This is a genomic window from Caulobacter sp. HJHS_5, assembly GCF_056683955.1.
On record NZ_JBWZNC010000007.1, the window covers coordinates 143,834 to 158,096 of the forward strand.

12 protein-coding genes are annotated in these 14,263 nt (G+C 67.9%); 5 read left to right on the plus strand and 7 right to left on the minus strand.

From position 1 onward, the window contains the following. Positions 1–13: 13 nt before the first annotated feature. The 3 genes from ACFLIT_RS14795 to ppk2 are packed head-to-tail and all read right to left on the minus strand — an operon-like array spanning position 14 to position 2,371. A complete protein-coding gene (locus tag ACFLIT_RS14795; protein ID WP_479912230.1) occupies positions 14–667 on the minus strand; it encodes a class I SAM-dependent methyltransferase in 654 nt (217 codons plus the stop codon). Next, complete coding sequence (ubiA, locus tag ACFLIT_RS14800; protein ID WP_479912019.1) at positions 667–1,614, minus strand: 4-hydroxybenzoate octaprenyltransferase; 948 nt, start codon at positions 1,612–1,614, stop codon at positions 667–669. The genes ACFLIT_RS14795 and ubiA overlap by 1 nt, the downstream gene beginning before the upstream one ends. A gap of 4 nt (positions 1,615–1,618) precedes the next feature. Further along, positions 1,619–2,371 (minus strand): polyphosphate kinase 2, encoded by a 753-nt coding sequence (gene ppk2 / locus ACFLIT_RS14805; RefSeq protein WP_479912020.1) that lies wholly within the window; start codon positions 2,369–2,371, stop codon positions 1,619–1,621. Positions 2,372–2,417: 46 nt separating this feature from the next. On the opposite strand from ppk2, the gene ACFLIT_RS14810 reads away from it, so the two are divergent. Together ACFLIT_RS14810 and ACFLIT_RS14815 are read left to right on the plus strand one after the other, a co-directional pair. Further along, positions 2,418–3,140, plus strand: coding sequence for a 16S rRNA (uracil(1498)-N(3))-methyltransferase (locus ACFLIT_RS14810; protein WP_479912021.1), 723 nt, complete (start codon positions 2,418–2,420; stop codon positions 3,138–3,140). Between the two features lie 113 nt (positions 3,141–3,253). Beyond that, positions 3,254–4,594 carry a glutamate--cysteine ligase gene (locus tag ACFLIT_RS14815; protein ID WP_479912022.1) on the plus strand — a complete coding sequence of 447 codons (1,341 nt, stop codon included), beginning with the start codon at positions 3,254–3,256 and terminating at the stop codon, positions 4,592–4,594. Here the strand turns inward: ACFLIT_RS14815 and ACFLIT_RS14820 are convergent, their stop codons facing one another. Beyond that, the gene (locus tag ACFLIT_RS14820) at positions 4,595–5,125 is read right to left on the minus strand and encodes a DUF427 domain-containing protein (RefSeq protein ID WP_479912023.1); all 531 of its coding nucleotides are present in this window, start codon (positions 5,123–5,125) and stop codon (positions 4,595–4,597) included. 189 nt (positions 5,126–5,314) lie between these two features. On the opposite strand from ACFLIT_RS14820, the gene ACFLIT_RS14825 reads away from it, so the two are divergent. After that, positions 5,315–7,240 (plus strand): peptide MFS transporter, encoded by a 1,926-nt coding sequence (locus ACFLIT_RS14825; protein ID WP_479912024.1) that lies wholly within the window; start codon positions 5,315–5,317, stop codon positions 7,238–7,240. 63 nt (positions 7,241–7,303) lie between these two features. Beyond that, entirely contained in the window at positions 7,304–7,669 is a 366-nt protein-coding gene (locus ACFLIT_RS14830; protein WP_479912025.1) for a DUF6491 family protein, read from the plus strand. Positions 7,670–7,762: 93 nt separating this feature from the next. Here ACFLIT_RS14830 and ACFLIT_RS14835 read toward each other — a convergent pair whose 3' ends face one another. The 3 genes from ACFLIT_RS14835 to ACFLIT_RS14845 all read right to left on the minus strand — a co-directional run bounded on the left by ACFLIT_RS14835 (position 7,763) and on the right by ACFLIT_RS14845 (position 11,676). Then, the gene (locus ACFLIT_RS14835) at positions 7,763–9,757 is read right to left on the minus strand and encodes a TonB-dependent receptor plug domain-containing protein (RefSeq protein WP_479912026.1); all 1,995 of its coding nucleotides are present in this window, start codon (positions 9,755–9,757) and stop codon (positions 7,763–7,765) included. Between the two features lie 284 nt (positions 9,758–10,041). Then, positions 10,042–11,472 (minus strand): metalloprotease TldD, encoded by a 1,431-nt coding sequence (gene tldD, locus ACFLIT_RS14840; protein WP_479912027.1) that lies wholly within the window; start codon positions 11,470–11,472, stop codon positions 10,042–10,044. Between the two features lie 69 nt (positions 11,473–11,541). Further along, positions 11,542–11,676: a hypothetical protein gene (locus ACFLIT_RS14845; protein WP_479912028.1), complete on the minus strand. Its 135-nt coding sequence runs from the start codon at positions 11,674–11,676 to the stop codon at positions 11,542–11,544. Between the two features lie 305 nt (positions 11,677–11,981). On the opposite strand from ACFLIT_RS14845, the gene ACFLIT_RS14850 reads away from it, so the two are divergent. Then, complete coding sequence (locus ACFLIT_RS14850) at positions 11,982–14,252, plus strand: TonB-dependent receptor (protein WP_479912029.1); 2,271 nt, start codon at positions 11,982–11,984, stop codon at positions 14,250–14,252. Positions 14,253–14,263 lie beyond the last annotated feature (11 nt).

The window sequence follows — 14,263 nt, forward strand, 5'->3', positions numbered from 1 at the left end:
TGTTCGCAAACGATCAGGGCAGAGTCCAGACGGCCGACCGCTTGACCTCGTTGTCCTCCAGCTCGCGCGTGGTCGGCACCTGATACTCGGCCAGTTTCACGAGGCCGGACTTCGGAAAGTAGCTGCGGCCGGGGTCTCCGATCACCACCCGGGCGCCGGCGGCCCCGCCGGCCTTGAGCCAGGCCATCACCCGTTCGGCGAGCGGCTTCTCGTAGCAGATGTCGCCGGCCAGCAGGACGTCGACCGGCGGCGGCGCGGCGTCGAGGAGGTTGTCGATCCGGAAGTCGATCGCGACGCCGTTGGCCTCGGCGTTGAGGCCGACCGCCGTCTGGCTGAACACGTCGATGTCGGCGGCGACGACGTTTTCCGCCCCGGCCTTCATGGCGGCGATGGCGACGAGACCCGAGCCTGTGGCGAAGTCGAGCACGCGCTTGCCGGCGACGGCTTCGGGGTGATCGAGCAGGTATCGCGCCAGGGCCTGACCGCCCGCCCAGGCGAAGGCCCAGAACGGCGGCGGCACACCGATCTCGGCCAGCGCCTCCTCGGTCATCCGCCAGATGGGGGTCACCTCGTCGGCGAGGCGCAGTTCGATCTCCGGCGTATGGGGCGGGCGCTGCAGGCGGGTGTGGGAGAGGATGAAGTCGCGGCGGGCCTCGGGGGTAAGGATCACCCGCCGAACCCTGTCACGACCTGGGTCGCCGGTCGCCACAGGCCGGCGATCAGGGCGGCGAACAGGATCAGGGCCGCCCAGGTGTTGGACTTGAAGAGGCCCAGCGCCAGGCGCGAATTGTCGAGTCGCAGGCGCGAAGCCTGCCAGGACAGGTGCACCGCGTAGGCGGCCGCGAGCGGCAGGAACAACGGTCCGAGCCCGCCGACCCAAGCGGCGGCGAGGGCCAGGAGGAAGGCGGCGACGTAGAAGGCGAACACTCCGCGCTGGGCCGCGCCGCCGAGGCGGCGCGCGGACGACTTCACCCCGGCGAGGGCGTCGTCCTCCAGGTCCTGCACCGCGTAGATGGTGTCGTAGCCCAGCGTCCAGAAAAGGCCGCCGATGTAGAGCAGGGCGGCAGACCAGCTCAGGGTGTGGGTCGCGGCGGCGTAGCCGAGCAGGGCGCCCCAGTTGAAGGTCAGGCCGAGCCAAGCCTGCGGCCACCAGGTGATCCGCTTCATGAACGGATAGGCCGCCACGAGGCCGAGCGAGAGCACGCCCAGGCCGACGGCCAGCCAGCCCATGCTGATCAGGATCGCCAGGGACGTCAGGCTGCAACCGACGATGAAGCCCCAGGCCTGTTTGACGCTGATCTGGCCGGCCGGGATCGGTCGCATCGCCGTGCGCGTCACCTGGGCGTCGAAGTCGCGGTCGACGATATCGTTGAAGGCGCAGCCGGCGGCCCGCATCAGGGCGGCGCCGACCAGGAAGGCGAGCAGCAGCCAGGGATTCGGCCACTGGCCTCTCTCGGCCGCCGCGAGCGCGATGCTCTGCCAGCCGGGCAGCATCAGCAGCCAAATGCCGGTCGGCCGGTCGAAGCGGCCGAGCTTCAGCCAGGGGCGCAGGGGCGCCGGCGCATGGCGGTCGACCCAGTTGGCCGGCATGGCGTCGGGAAGAACCGCGGTCATGGGCCTAGCGGGCCAGGCGGCCGTCGGACAGGCAGGAGGGCTCGTAGGGAAACAGCACCGTCGGATCGGGCGCGTCGACACCTTTGCGTTCCGGCTTGGCGGCGAGAGTGTGCAGCAGGTGGCGGATGATCGCCAGGCGCGCGGGCTTCTTGTGGTCGGCGCGCACGCAGGTCCAGGGCGCGGCCGGGTGGTCGGTGCGGCTCAGCATCAGGTCCCGAGCCTGGGTGTATTCGTCCCACTTCTTCTCGGCCACGGCGTCGAGGGGGCTGACCTTGAGCGCCTTCAACGGGTCGCCGCGACGGTCCTTGAGCCGCTTGGCCTGCTCGTCGCGCGAGATGTCCAGCCACAGCTTGACGATGGGAACGCCGTTGGCCGCGATCATCGATTCGACCTTCGGCACGTCGTCGAGAAACTGCGCCTGCTCCTGCTCGGTGGAGAAGCCCATCACCCGCTCGACGCCCGCCCGGTTGTACCAGGAGCGGTTGAAGATCACGAGCTCGCCCGCCGCCGGCAGATGGTCGATATAGCGCTGAAAGAACCACTGGCTGCGCTCCCGCTCGGTCGGCTTCGGCAGGGCCACAACGCGGGTCGAGCGCACAGAAAGATGCTCGGTGATGCGCTTGATGGCCCCGTCCTTGCCGGCGGTGTCTCGCCCTTCGAAAATCACCAGCGCGCGCTGGCCGGTCTCGATGGCCTTGGTCTGGAACCTGACCAGGGCGATCTGAAGGGCTTCGAGCTGTTCGGCATAGTCTTTCATAAGCGCACCCTAGCCCCGCTTAGCCGTCGCACCTAGTGTCCGCCGCATGATCCGCCTGCACGTTCCCGCAGACCTGACCGCCGGCGCCGGCGTCGTGCCGCGCCACGATCAGGCCCACTACCTGACCTCGGTGATGCGGTTGAAGACCGGCGACCCGGTGCTTTTGTTCAACGGCCGCGATGGCGAGTGGCGGGCGACCGTCGGCGAGGTGAGCCGCCGGGGCTGCCTGCTGGCGGTCGAGGCGCAGGTGCGGCCGCAGACGACCAGGCCGGACCTCGAACTGCTGGTCGCCTTGGTCAAGAAGGTGCGGCTGGAAACCATCTGCGAAAAGGCGGCGGAGCTGGGCGCATCGCGCGTGCGCCTGGTCGTCACCCGCCGCACCAACGACGACCGCGCGCGCCTCGATCGCCTGCGCGCCATCGCCGAGGAGGCCGCCGAGCAGACCGGCCGCCTCGACGTGCCGCCGGTCGAGGAGGCGGTGAAGCTGGACAAGCTGCTGGACGCCTGGTCCGACGACCGAAGGCTGATGTTCTGCGACGAAGCCGGTGACGCCCTGCCGGTTATCGAGGCCCTGAAAGATCAGCCTGGAGGACCCTGGGCGGTGCTGATCGGGCCGGAGGGCGGCTTCGCGCCGGAGGAGCGGGAGCGCATCCGGTCGCTTCCCGGCGCCGTGCCCGTCTCGCTCGGGCCTCGCATCCTGCGCGCGGACACCGCGGCGATCTCGGCGCTCACCCTGTGGCAGGCGGCGCGGGGCGACTGGCGTCCTTAACGGACAAGCTGAACCGCACTTGCACTGGCGACAGTTGGCGCCCACCTGCGGCCGGTCTAGAAGGCGACGACCCGTCGGGGAGCGTCCGAGGGATCGTAGAAGCAGGGGACAGCATGGCGCAGACGGATGACCGGCCGCTGACCCTTGACGACCTGGCGGGCTATTTCGCCAAGGGCTGCAAGCCGAGATCCGAATTCCGCGTCGGCGCCGAGCACGAGAAGTTCGGCTTCCGCCTCGATGACCGCCTGCCGCCGCCCTACGAGGGCGACAGCGGCGTCCACGCCCTGATGCTCGGGTTGCAGCAGCGCTTCGGTTGGGAACCGGTGATGGAGGGGCCGACCCTGATCGGCCTGCATCGCGGCGGCGCCAACGTCAGCCTGGAGCCGGGCGGGCAGTTCGAGCTTTCCGGCGCGCCGCTTGCCGACATGCAGGCCATCGACGCCGAGACGCGCGGCCACCTGGACGAAGTGGCCGCCGTCGCCGCCGACCTGGGCCTCGGTTACCTCGCCCTCGGCTTCCATCCGACCGCCACCCGCGAGCAGACGCCGGTGATGCCCAAGGGCCGCTACGCGATCATGCGGCGCTACATGCCCCTGGTCGGCGGCCAAGGCCTCGACATGATGTTCCGCACCTGCACGGTGCAGGCGAACCTCGATTTCGCCTCCGAGGCCGACATGGTGGCGAAGTTCCGCACCAGCCTGGCCCTGCAGCCCATCGCCACCGCCCTGTTCGCCAATTCGCCGTTCCGCGAGGGCAAGCCGACAGGCCTGCTGTCGACCCGCGCCAACGTCTGGACGGACACCGATCCCGACCGTACCGGCATGCTCGACTTCGTGTTCGAGGACGGCTTCGGCTTCGAGTCCTACGCCCGCTACGCCCTGAACGTGCCGATGTATTTCGTGAAGCGGGGCGACATTTACATCGACGTCGCCGGCCAATCGTTCGGCGACTTCATCGACGGCAAACTGGACGCCCGACCGGGCGAGCGGGCGTCGATGAAGGACTGGGCCGACCACGTCACCACCATCTTCCCCGAGGTCCGGCTGAAGTCCTACCTGGAGATGCGCGGCGCGGACTCCGGCCCGGCCGACATGCTGGTCGCCCTGCCGGCTCTGTGGACCGGCGTGCTTTATGACGACGAGGCCTTGGCCGCCGCCTGGGACCTCTGCAAGGGCTGGAGCGCGGAAGACCATGTGACCTCGCGGGGCGAGGCGGCGCGGCATGGATTGAAGGGCAGGGTGGCGGGCCGCTCGATGCGCGATGTCGCGGTCGATCTGGTCGCCATCGCCCGCGAAGGGTTGCAGCGCCGCGGTCTGGGCGAGGAAGCCTTCCTCGCGCCGCTCGAAGCCATCGCCGACAGCGGCGTCACCCAGGCCGAGCGCTGGCTGGAGAAGTTCCACGGGCCGTGGGGCGGCTCCGTGCAGCCGATCTTCGAAGAGGCGGCATACTTCTGATCAGATCGCTCCGACGCCCGAGTAGGGCTTGTCGGGGTCGGGCGAAGCCGGCTCGCTCACCGTCGGTTCCCAGGTCGCTTCCTGGCTGAAGCCGGCGCCGGAATCGGTATGACGCACCACCTCGTCGACGTTCGCGCCGCTGAAGCTGGCGCGCTCATCGCCGGCGATCTCGGTCTCATGAATTTCGACATGGTCGGCGTGGAAAACGATCCGGCCGGCCAGCTGCTGGTACGGCGCTTCCGGGCGGAGGTAGCTGCGGGCGACGTCCTCGACGATCTGGCGGTCGCGCATGATCGTGAAGCAGCGCGCTTCGCCGACCGTCGTGCGGGTCCGGCATTCGCCTTCCTGCAGCACCGCCATCTCCACATCCTTGCGGGGGAAGAAGTAGACCGGCGTTTCATCGCCCTGTCGCAGAACCAGCACGTCGCCGCTGTCGGCCAGCAGATGGCCGGCGAACAGCGCCTGCACGCGGCGGGGGCAGCGGTTGATGGTCGCCGAGGGGGCGAAGGTGTTGAACGGGGCGTCATTCATGGCGCGACTCCTATTTCTTTACCCCGTCAAACGCGTCAGACCGTGGGGGGCTCCTGCACGGCTGCGTGAGGCGCGAAGGGCGCGCGCTAGCCTCGCTTGTGCGCGACGGCGCGGCGTGTTTGTCTGCCCGGCTACAGTGAACGGGGTGGAAACGACCCCGCGCGAGCCATACCCGGGGCGGCTTTTTCCATGAACATCGTGATTCTGATCGGCGTGCTGATCACCGTGGCCACCGGGATTCCGGTGTTCCTGCAGCTGCGGCGGCACCCTCGGGGTCTGGTCGTCCTGTTTTTCGCCGAGATGTGGGAGCGCTTCTCCTATTACGGGATGCGCGGCCTGCTGATCTTCTACCTGACCCAGCATTTCCTGTTCGACGACAAGTTCGCCAATGGCCAGTACGGCTCCTACACGACGCTGGTGTATCTGCTGCCGCTGATCGGCGGCATCCTGGCCGACCGTTATCTCGGCACGCGCAAGGCGGTGGCCTTCGGGGCCCTGCTGCTGGTGGCCGGCCACCTGACCATGGCCGTGGAAGGCCCCTCCGCCAGGCAGGTGCTCGACTACCAGGGCGCCCGCTACGAATTCCAGGTCGACCAGAAGGCCGGCGGGGCCGGCAAGCTGATGATCGGCGGCCAGGGCTACGCCTACGGCCCGGCGGCCGACGGCGGCCTGGCCATCAAGGACCTGCCGGCCGACGCGCCGATCCCCGCCGCCCTGGCCAAGGGCAGCTACGAGCTCAAGGTCGAGGGCCGCGACCAGGGCTACGTCAACATCTTCTACCTGGCGCTGTCGCTGATCATCATGGGCGTCGGCTTCCTGAAGGCCAACATCTCGTCCCTCGTCGGCCAGCTCTACCCGCAGGGCGACCCGCGCCGGGATCCGGGCTTCACCCTCTACTACTACGGCATCAACCTCGGCTCGTTCTGGGCCGCGATCCTCTGCGGCTACCTCGGCCAGACGGTCGGCTGGTGGGCGGGCTTCGGCCTCGCCGGCCTCGGCATGGCGGCCGGCTTCATCGGTTTCGTGCTCGGGCGGCCGCTTCTTGAGGGCAAGGGCGAACCGCCGAACCCGCAGCATCTCAAGCAGCGCGTGGTCGGACCGTTGAACCGCGAAGGCGTGATCTATCTCGGCGCCCTGGTCGGTCTCGGCGTGGTGTTCTTCGTGGTTCAGAAGAACAGCCTGGTCGGCTGGGCGCTGCTCGTGGGGGCCGTCGCCATCCTGACCTACGTCGGCCGCTACATGGTCACCCAGGCTGCCAAGCAGGAGCGCGAGCGCCTGATGCTGGCCCTGACCCTGGTGCTGGGCTCGACGATCTTCTTCACCCTGTTCGAACAGGCCGGCAGTTCGCTCAGCCTGTTCGCCGACCGCAACACCCAGCTCGACCTGATCTCGGCGGCCAAGGTGATTCCGGGCGTGCTGGGCCGCGATCTGTTCTTCGGCACCCAGGCCATGCTGGCCGCGTCGGGACGCGATCCGGCCTCGGTGTGGTTCGTCGACATGGGCTTCACCGCCGCCCAGACGCAGTCGTTCAACGCCGCCTTCATCCTGATGGGCGCGCCGCTGTTCGCCACGCTTTGGACCTCGCTCGGCCGCCGTGGCAAGGACGGCGGGCCGCTGATCAAGTTCGGCCTCGGCCTGCTGCAGGTCGGCCTCGGCTTCCTGGTGATCGTGCTGTTCCAGGGGCTCGTGGACGACGCCTATCGCATGCCGCTGATCATCCTCGGCCTGCTCTATCTGCTGCACACCACCGGCGAACTCTGCCTCTCGCCGGTCGGGCTGTCGGCCACCACCAAGCTCGCGCCGCCGATTCTGATCGCCACCATGATGGCCGTCTGGTTCCTGGCGCAGTCGGGCGGCCAATACCTGGGGGGCTTCATCGCGGCCACGGCCGGGACGGAGACCGTGGGCGGCCAGGTGCTCGACCCGGCCGCGGCCTTCGCCGCCTCGCTGAAGACCTTCAACATCATCGGCTGGGCCGGCGTCGGCTTCGGCGTGCTGTTCCTCGCCCTGTCGCCAGTGATCGGCAAGTGGGCCCACGGCGCCAATGACACGATTGAGCCGCCGACCACCGCGACGGACGGCGAGCGTCAGACCGTGCCGGTAGATCGGGCCTGAAGGCCCGGTTCAGCCGCGGTTCAGCCGGCGAGGTGTACTCTCCGCGATGAAGGAGAGACCTCGATGAAGTCTTTGATGTTGAGCGCCCTGGCCGCTGTCAGCCTGGTCGGCGCCGCCCAGGCGGCGCCCGCGCGTACGCCCGCCGAACCGCAAGCCTCGATCCCGTTCGTGAACCACGGCGCGATCCGCAACTGGCAGGCCCCGGACTCCCAGACGCTGTATGTGCAGGACAATCACAATCGCTGGTACCGGGCGGAGCTGTTCGGCCCGTGCATGAACCTGCCCTACGCCGTCGGCATCCGCTTCGAGACCCGTGGCACGGATCGGCTGGACCGCTTCTCGACCGTGCGCGTCGGCCGCGACCGTTGTCAGATTTCCAGCCTGACCGCGAGCGAGGCGCCGGCCAAGGTCAAGCACGGCAAGTCGTAGGGGTTAGACCGCTACCTTAGGCGGCGTTCGCCGTCCGCCCACACCGGCTGGCGGCGGCGCCGCCATGTCGTCGATCAGCGCAACCGGGCGCGATCAGAACGCCTGGCGTACTCGCACATAGACCCAGCTGTCGAACGGCACGTCGCGGGCTTCGTAGCGATTGAAGGGGGAGCCGCCGCGCGGGCCGGAAAAGATTTCCCGACTGCGGACGACGCTGCGGGCGCTGATGTTCTGCCAGTCGACGCGGATCGTCAGGTTCTGGGTTCGCCGCCACTCCACGAAGGTTTCGAACTGCTCCTCCATGTCGAAGCGGAACACCTCGGCGACGCGGAACACCTTCACGTCGATGGGGGAGAAGTATTTGAAGCCGTAGCTCCACTTGCCGCCCGGAATGTCGTGGATGTAGGCGATGCTGGCCTCGGTCCCAGCCTGGTCGGACAGGCGGCGTTTCTCGCCCGTCGTGGGATCGGTGACCTCGGATTTCACCCAGTCGCCCTTGCCCTCGATGCGTGCGCCGGTGATGCCGAGGCGCTGCAGGGGCAGGGTCAGGTTGATGCTGAGGGCGTGAGCCAGACCCGAGCCGATGTTGCCGGGCGCATCGAAGCCTTCGACGGGGATCACGTCGACCACGTCGTCGTAGCGGGTCTCCTTCAGGGAGACCGTCAAGGCGCCCTTTTCCCAGAAGCGGCGCTCGTAGGAGCCTTCGACCACCCAGGAGCGGTTCGGCTCCAGGTCGGCGTTGCCGGCCTGAACGCGGTTGAGGTCGACCGAGGCCGAGCTGATGAAATCGCCGAAGTCGAGCTGGCCGACCTCGCGCTGCAGGCGGAGGCGAAACTGATGGTTGGCGACCGGATTCCACGTCAGCAGCAGGCGCGGCTTGGGGTAGAAGAACTCCTTTTCCAGATCGGTGTCGCCCGACTGGCTGATGCGCGAGATCTCGAAGCGTGAGCCGGCCTCGACGGTCATCTTATCGGTCGGCCGCCAGGTGGCCGTGCCGAACACCTCTCCGCGCAGCTCCTCCACCTTCACCGAAGCGGCCGGCAGGGCGATGGGCACGCCGCCCTGGCTGAAGCGGGTGTCGCTGTCGAGGAAGTTATAGGCGGATTCTCCGCCACCTTCGAACGACCAGCGGTCGCCGCGCTTGGTGCGCAGCACGCCGCGCACGATGCTTTCGCCCGACGTGGACTCTTCGCCGAAATCGCCGGCCGCCACCTTCGACCGTGTGCCGTAGTCGGTAACCTCGACGCGCTGCAGGGCGACAACCTCCATCTCGCTCGACGCGCCGAGCTTGCGGTCGAAGCGACTGCCCAGTTCGTAGGCGGTCGAGCGATAGCGTTCCGACACATACTCGCTGACGCCGGGGCCGGAGAGGATGTCGGTCGTGACGCTGCGATCGAAGTCGTCCTTGCTGACCACGGCGTTGAGCCGAATCTTGCCGCCGAAGACGGGGCGCTGGATCGCGCCGCGCAGCTGGCCGCCGGTGACGTGATCGTGCATGTCCAGGTCGGCCCGCTGGGCGGGGCCGGAGGCAAAGATCACGGTCTTGCGGCCGTCGGCGGTGTTGTCGGTGCGGTCGCTGATGATCTGGCCGTAGAGCTCGCTTTCCGAAACGCCTTGCCGTCGAGAAATCTGGAATGACGGCAGGTAGCCGACGTAGCCGTCCGGATAGAGGTAGGCGTCGTAGTTGAGCACCTTCTCGATGCTGGCGGTGGTCTTCAGCACCACATTGGCCAGCACCGCGCGGCCCTGCATGTCGATGCCCGGAGCGCCGCCGCGGATGAGCTCGACCCGTTCCACCGAGTCCGACGATACGCGACGCAACACCTGTTCCAGGGTTTCGGTCTTGGTCACGGGCCGGTCGCCGTTGATCAGCACATTGCCGGCCGCGGCGTTGAAGCCGCGCTGCTGATTGCCCTCGCCGCCCGGATCGAAGTTGAAGCCCGGCAGCAGGCGGATCATGTCGAGGGCGGTGACGGGCCGTGCATTGGCGAAGAACGGCGTATCGTAGACGAGGACACCCTGCTGGCCGGCGGCCGTTGTTTCTTGCGCCTGGGCGCCTCCGACGCTGATAAGGAGGGCCCCAGCCACTCCCGCGAAATACCGCCCGCGCATCCAAAACCCCCTGGCACAGCGCAGGCAAGCTGCGGGCGCACGCCTGTAACCGCCAGTTACAAGGGCGTAATGCCTGTTAAATTTCCGCAATTATTACAAGGCGGTAAGGTGGGAAGGGCGACGCGCCCAGGGAAAGCCGCTCTTCCCACCTCGTTCGTCGCAAGGGGCGACACCGGAAAACTACATGCGTAATAATAAACTACAAGGTTAATTTTACGCGAGCGAGGAGGCGTGGGGAATTCAGCCCTGCGGCGCCTTCGTTAGAGGTTGGTTCCGCCCACCGTGAGCCCGCCGATCTTCATCGACGGTTGGCCGACGCCCACCGGTACGCCCTGGCCGGCCTTGCCGCAGACCCCGATGCCGGGGTCGAAGCAGAAGTCGTCGCCGATCATCTGCACGCGGGTCATCACCGAGGGGCCGTCGCCGATCAGGGTCGCGCCCTTCACCGGCGTGGTGACCTTGCCGTCCTCGATCAGATAGGCCTCGGTGCACTGGAAGACGAACTTGCCGTTGGTGATGTCCACCTGGCCGCCGCCGAAATTGGCGCAGTAAAGGCCGCGCTTGGTCGAACGGATCATCTCCTCGCGCGGCGTGTCGCCCCCGAGCATGCCGGTGTTGGTCATACGCGGCATCGGCATGTGGGCGTAGGACTGGCGGCGGCCGTTGCCGGTGGCCTGCAGGCCCATCAATCGGGCGCTCATGCGGTCATGCATGTAGCCCACGAGAATGCCGTCCTCGATCAGGATGGTGCGCGACGTCGGGGTGCCCTCGTCGTCCACGGTCAGCGAGCCCCGGCGGCCGGCGATCGAGCCGTCGTCGAAAATGGTCACGCCCGGGGCGGCCACGCGGTCACCGATGCGGCCGGAGAAGGCCGACAGTCCCTTGCGGTTGAAATCGCCTTCCAGCCCGTGGCCCACGGCTTCGTGCAGCAGCACGCCGTTCCAGCCCGGGCCGATCACCACGTCCATCTCGCCGGCCGGGCAGGGGACGGCCTCGAGGTTGACCAGGGCCTGGCGCAGGGCCTCGTCGACCTGATCCTGCCAGCTTTCCGGCCTCACCCAGGTGTGGAAGCCGGCGCGGCCGCCGGCGCCCGACGAGCCCGTTTCGCGGCGGCCGTCCTTCTCGACGGTCACCTGCACATTGACCCGCACCAGCGGACGCACGTCGCGAATCAACCGGCCGTCGGCGCGCAGAATCTCCACCACGCGGCGCTCGCCGTGCAGGCTGCCCATCACCTGCACGATCCGCGGATCGCGGGCGCGGGCGAAGGCGTCGATCTCCTGCAGCAGGGCGACCTTGTCGGCGAAGGCGGGATCGGAGAGCGGATCGTCCTCGCCGTAGAGCTTGGCGTTGGTCGGACGCGGACCCTCGGCGGCGACGCCCGAGTAGCCGCGGCGGGCCAGCTTGGCGGCGTCGGCGGCGCGGGTGATGGCGGCTTCCGATATCTCGCTGGCATGGGCGTAGCCGGCGGTCTCGCCGGCCACCACGCGAAGGCCGAAGCCTTCGCCGGAATCATAGGAGGCGGTCTTCAGGCGGCCGTCGTCGAAGACGAAGCTCTCGCTCTCGGAGCGTTCAAGGAACAGTTCGCCGTCGTCGGCGCCGGCCAGGGCGTCGCCGAGCAGGGCGCGCGCACGTTCAGGATCGACGCCGGCGGCGTCCAGCAGGGAGGGGGCGGTGATCGGAGCGTTCATGCTCAGACAGATAGGCGCGCGACCCTGGTCCGTCGAGCGCGCCGGAGGGTCTCGACGTCTGACGGTCGATCAGGAAGCGTATTCGCCGCGCTTGAACTCGTCGAGCACGCCGGCGCTGGCGCGCCACGCGCCGCGGAAACCCAGCGACCCGAGGAAGGCGATCGCCACGGCGGGCGCGAGCAGGATGGTGTCGAGCAGACGCATGAAAGCCTCTCCAGCCAAGGGGGAGCGAGTCCCCATGGCAACGCTTAGATAGTGAGAAGGTTCAATGACGCCACGATGACGGCGTCGAATCTTGGTCGGGTTTTCTGGGTTAATTGCAGCGGCGCCACAGTCGAACCTCGCCTCGATACCCCTGCGATGGACACGCGAACGGTTCAAATTGTCGCAGGTTCCCAGGTTTTTTCAAAAAATGCGAAATATTAAGCCTAAGCCCCGATCCTCCCCGCCGCGCGTCGCCTGAACCTCAAACAGAGGAGGTGCGGCGCATAAGGGTTGAGGGGTTTTTCATGCGTAACTCGATGTTCGCCTCGGCGGCGCTCGCCGTTCTTGCTTTCGCCGGCCACGCCTGGGCGCAGGACGCCGGCGGCGCGACCGAGCTCAGCGAGGTGGTGGTTACCGGCGAAAAGGCCGAACGCCCCCTCAAGGACACCCAGACCAGCGTGGCGGTGACCACCGATCGCCGCATCGAGCGCGAGGCGATCCAGAGCCTCAGCGAAGTCTTCAACCGCACGGCCAATGTCGCCGAGACCTTCGGCTCGCAGGGCATGACCATCCGCGGCGTCTCCAACGGCGGGGTGTCCGGCGCCGGCGATGCGCCGCTGTCGACCGTCTATATCGATGGCGCTCCCATGCCGAGCGGAGTGCTGTTCAACAGCCCGACAAGCGCCTGGGACGTGCGGCAAATCGAAATCTTCCGTGGCCCCCAGTCGACCCTGCAGGGGCTGAACGCCCTGGCCGGGGCCGTGGTGCTGCGCACCCAGGAGCCGACCTACGATTGGGATTGGCGCGCCCGCGTGATGCTCGCCGACCCGCAGGACGCCTCCTATGCCGTCGCCGGCGGCGGCCCGATCGTCGCCGATCAACTGGCCTTCCGCATCTCGGCGGAAAAGCGCGAATCCGAAGGTTTCATCCGCAACACCACGCGCAACACGGCCGAGGATCCGCTCGACGTCCTGACCGTGCGGACCAAGCTGCTGATGGAGCCGGCCGGCGCTCCGGGCCTCAAGGTCCAGCTTGGCTACACCTACTTCAAGATGCAGGGGGCCTATCAGTACGTCTACGCCCGCACGGATGTGGCCGACCCCTATGACCAGCGGGTCTCGACCGACAACCGGCGGAACGGCAGTGACAACGAGACCGACATTCTCAGCGCCGAAGCCAGCTACGCCCTCTCCGATCGTCTGACGCTGAACGGCGTCTCCACCTTCAGCAAGGTGGACAACTTCCTCGAGTTCGACGGCGACAACACTCCTCAGGACCGCGCTTGGGGCGCCGGCGGCTCGAAGTACACCACCTTCACCCACGAGCTGCGCCTCAACTACAAGGGCGAGCGCGCCAATGGGCTGCTCGGCGTCTTCTATTACGACCGCGAGCAGCTGGCCGACACCGGCAGCCGCACCGAGATCGCGACGCCGACGTCCACCATCGCGCAGTTGCTCGTTCAAGGCGGTCTGCCTCCGGCCAACGCCAATGCGCTGGCCGCCAGCTATGTGCGCGCCCTGCCGGTGGTGCCGGTCGACTACAAGGTCAATGCGCCGCTCAACGTGAAGACCTACGCCCTGTTCGGCGACGGCGCCTGGAAGGCCACAGACCGTCTGTCGATCCTCGGCGGCTTCCGCTGGGATCACGAGGAGAACGATATCGAGGTCCACCAGACGGCGGCCTTCGCCGGGACCTATCCCAACCCCGCCGCCTTCGGCGCCCCGGGCAGCCTGCTCTATTTGACCATCGCCCGCATCAACCAGGCGGTGGCCGGCTACGTGGCCCAGGCCGGCTCCAACGCGCCGCCGGCCTCGCGCGACTTCGACGCCTTCCTGCCGAAGGTCGGGGTGCGCTACGATTTCACGGACGCGCTGAACGCGGCGTTCGTCGTCCAGCGCGGCTATCGCTCGGGGGGATCCAGCTTCAACGCCGCCCGCTCGCAGGTCGTCGCCTACGATCCGGAATACACTTGGAACTACGAAGCCTCGCTGCGCTCGGCCTGGCTCGGCGGCGCCCTGACGGTGAACGCCAACGCCTACTACGTCGACTGGCGCGATCAGCAGGTGACCGTGAACTACGGGCTCGGCATGTACGACTACAACACGGTCAACGCCGGCAAGGCCCATCTCTACGGCGCGGAGCTCGAAGCCAGCCAACGGGTCTCGAACGCATTCAACTGGTACGGGTCGCTCGGCTATTCGAAGACCGAGTTCGACGACTTCCGTCTCGCCGGATCGCTCAGCGACCTTTCGGGTTCCGAGTTCGCCTATGCCCCCCGCTGGACGGCCGTGCTCGGCGGCGACTGGCGCTTCGGCGGCGGCTTCGTCGGCAACCTCAACGCCAGCTATCGCAGCAAGGTGTTCAGCATCGTCGGAGAGAACCAAGCGGCCAGCCAGGTCGGCGCCCGCACCATCGTCAACGGCCGCTTCGGCTATGACACCGGCCGATGGGGGCTCTACCTCTACGGCAAGAATCTGCTGGACGAGGAATACGCCCAGCAGCAGCGGTCGACGGCGCCGCTGGCCATCCTCGGCGCGCCGCGGGTGATCGGCGCGCAGCTCGAGGCGCGCTTCTAGGCGCGCGGTCG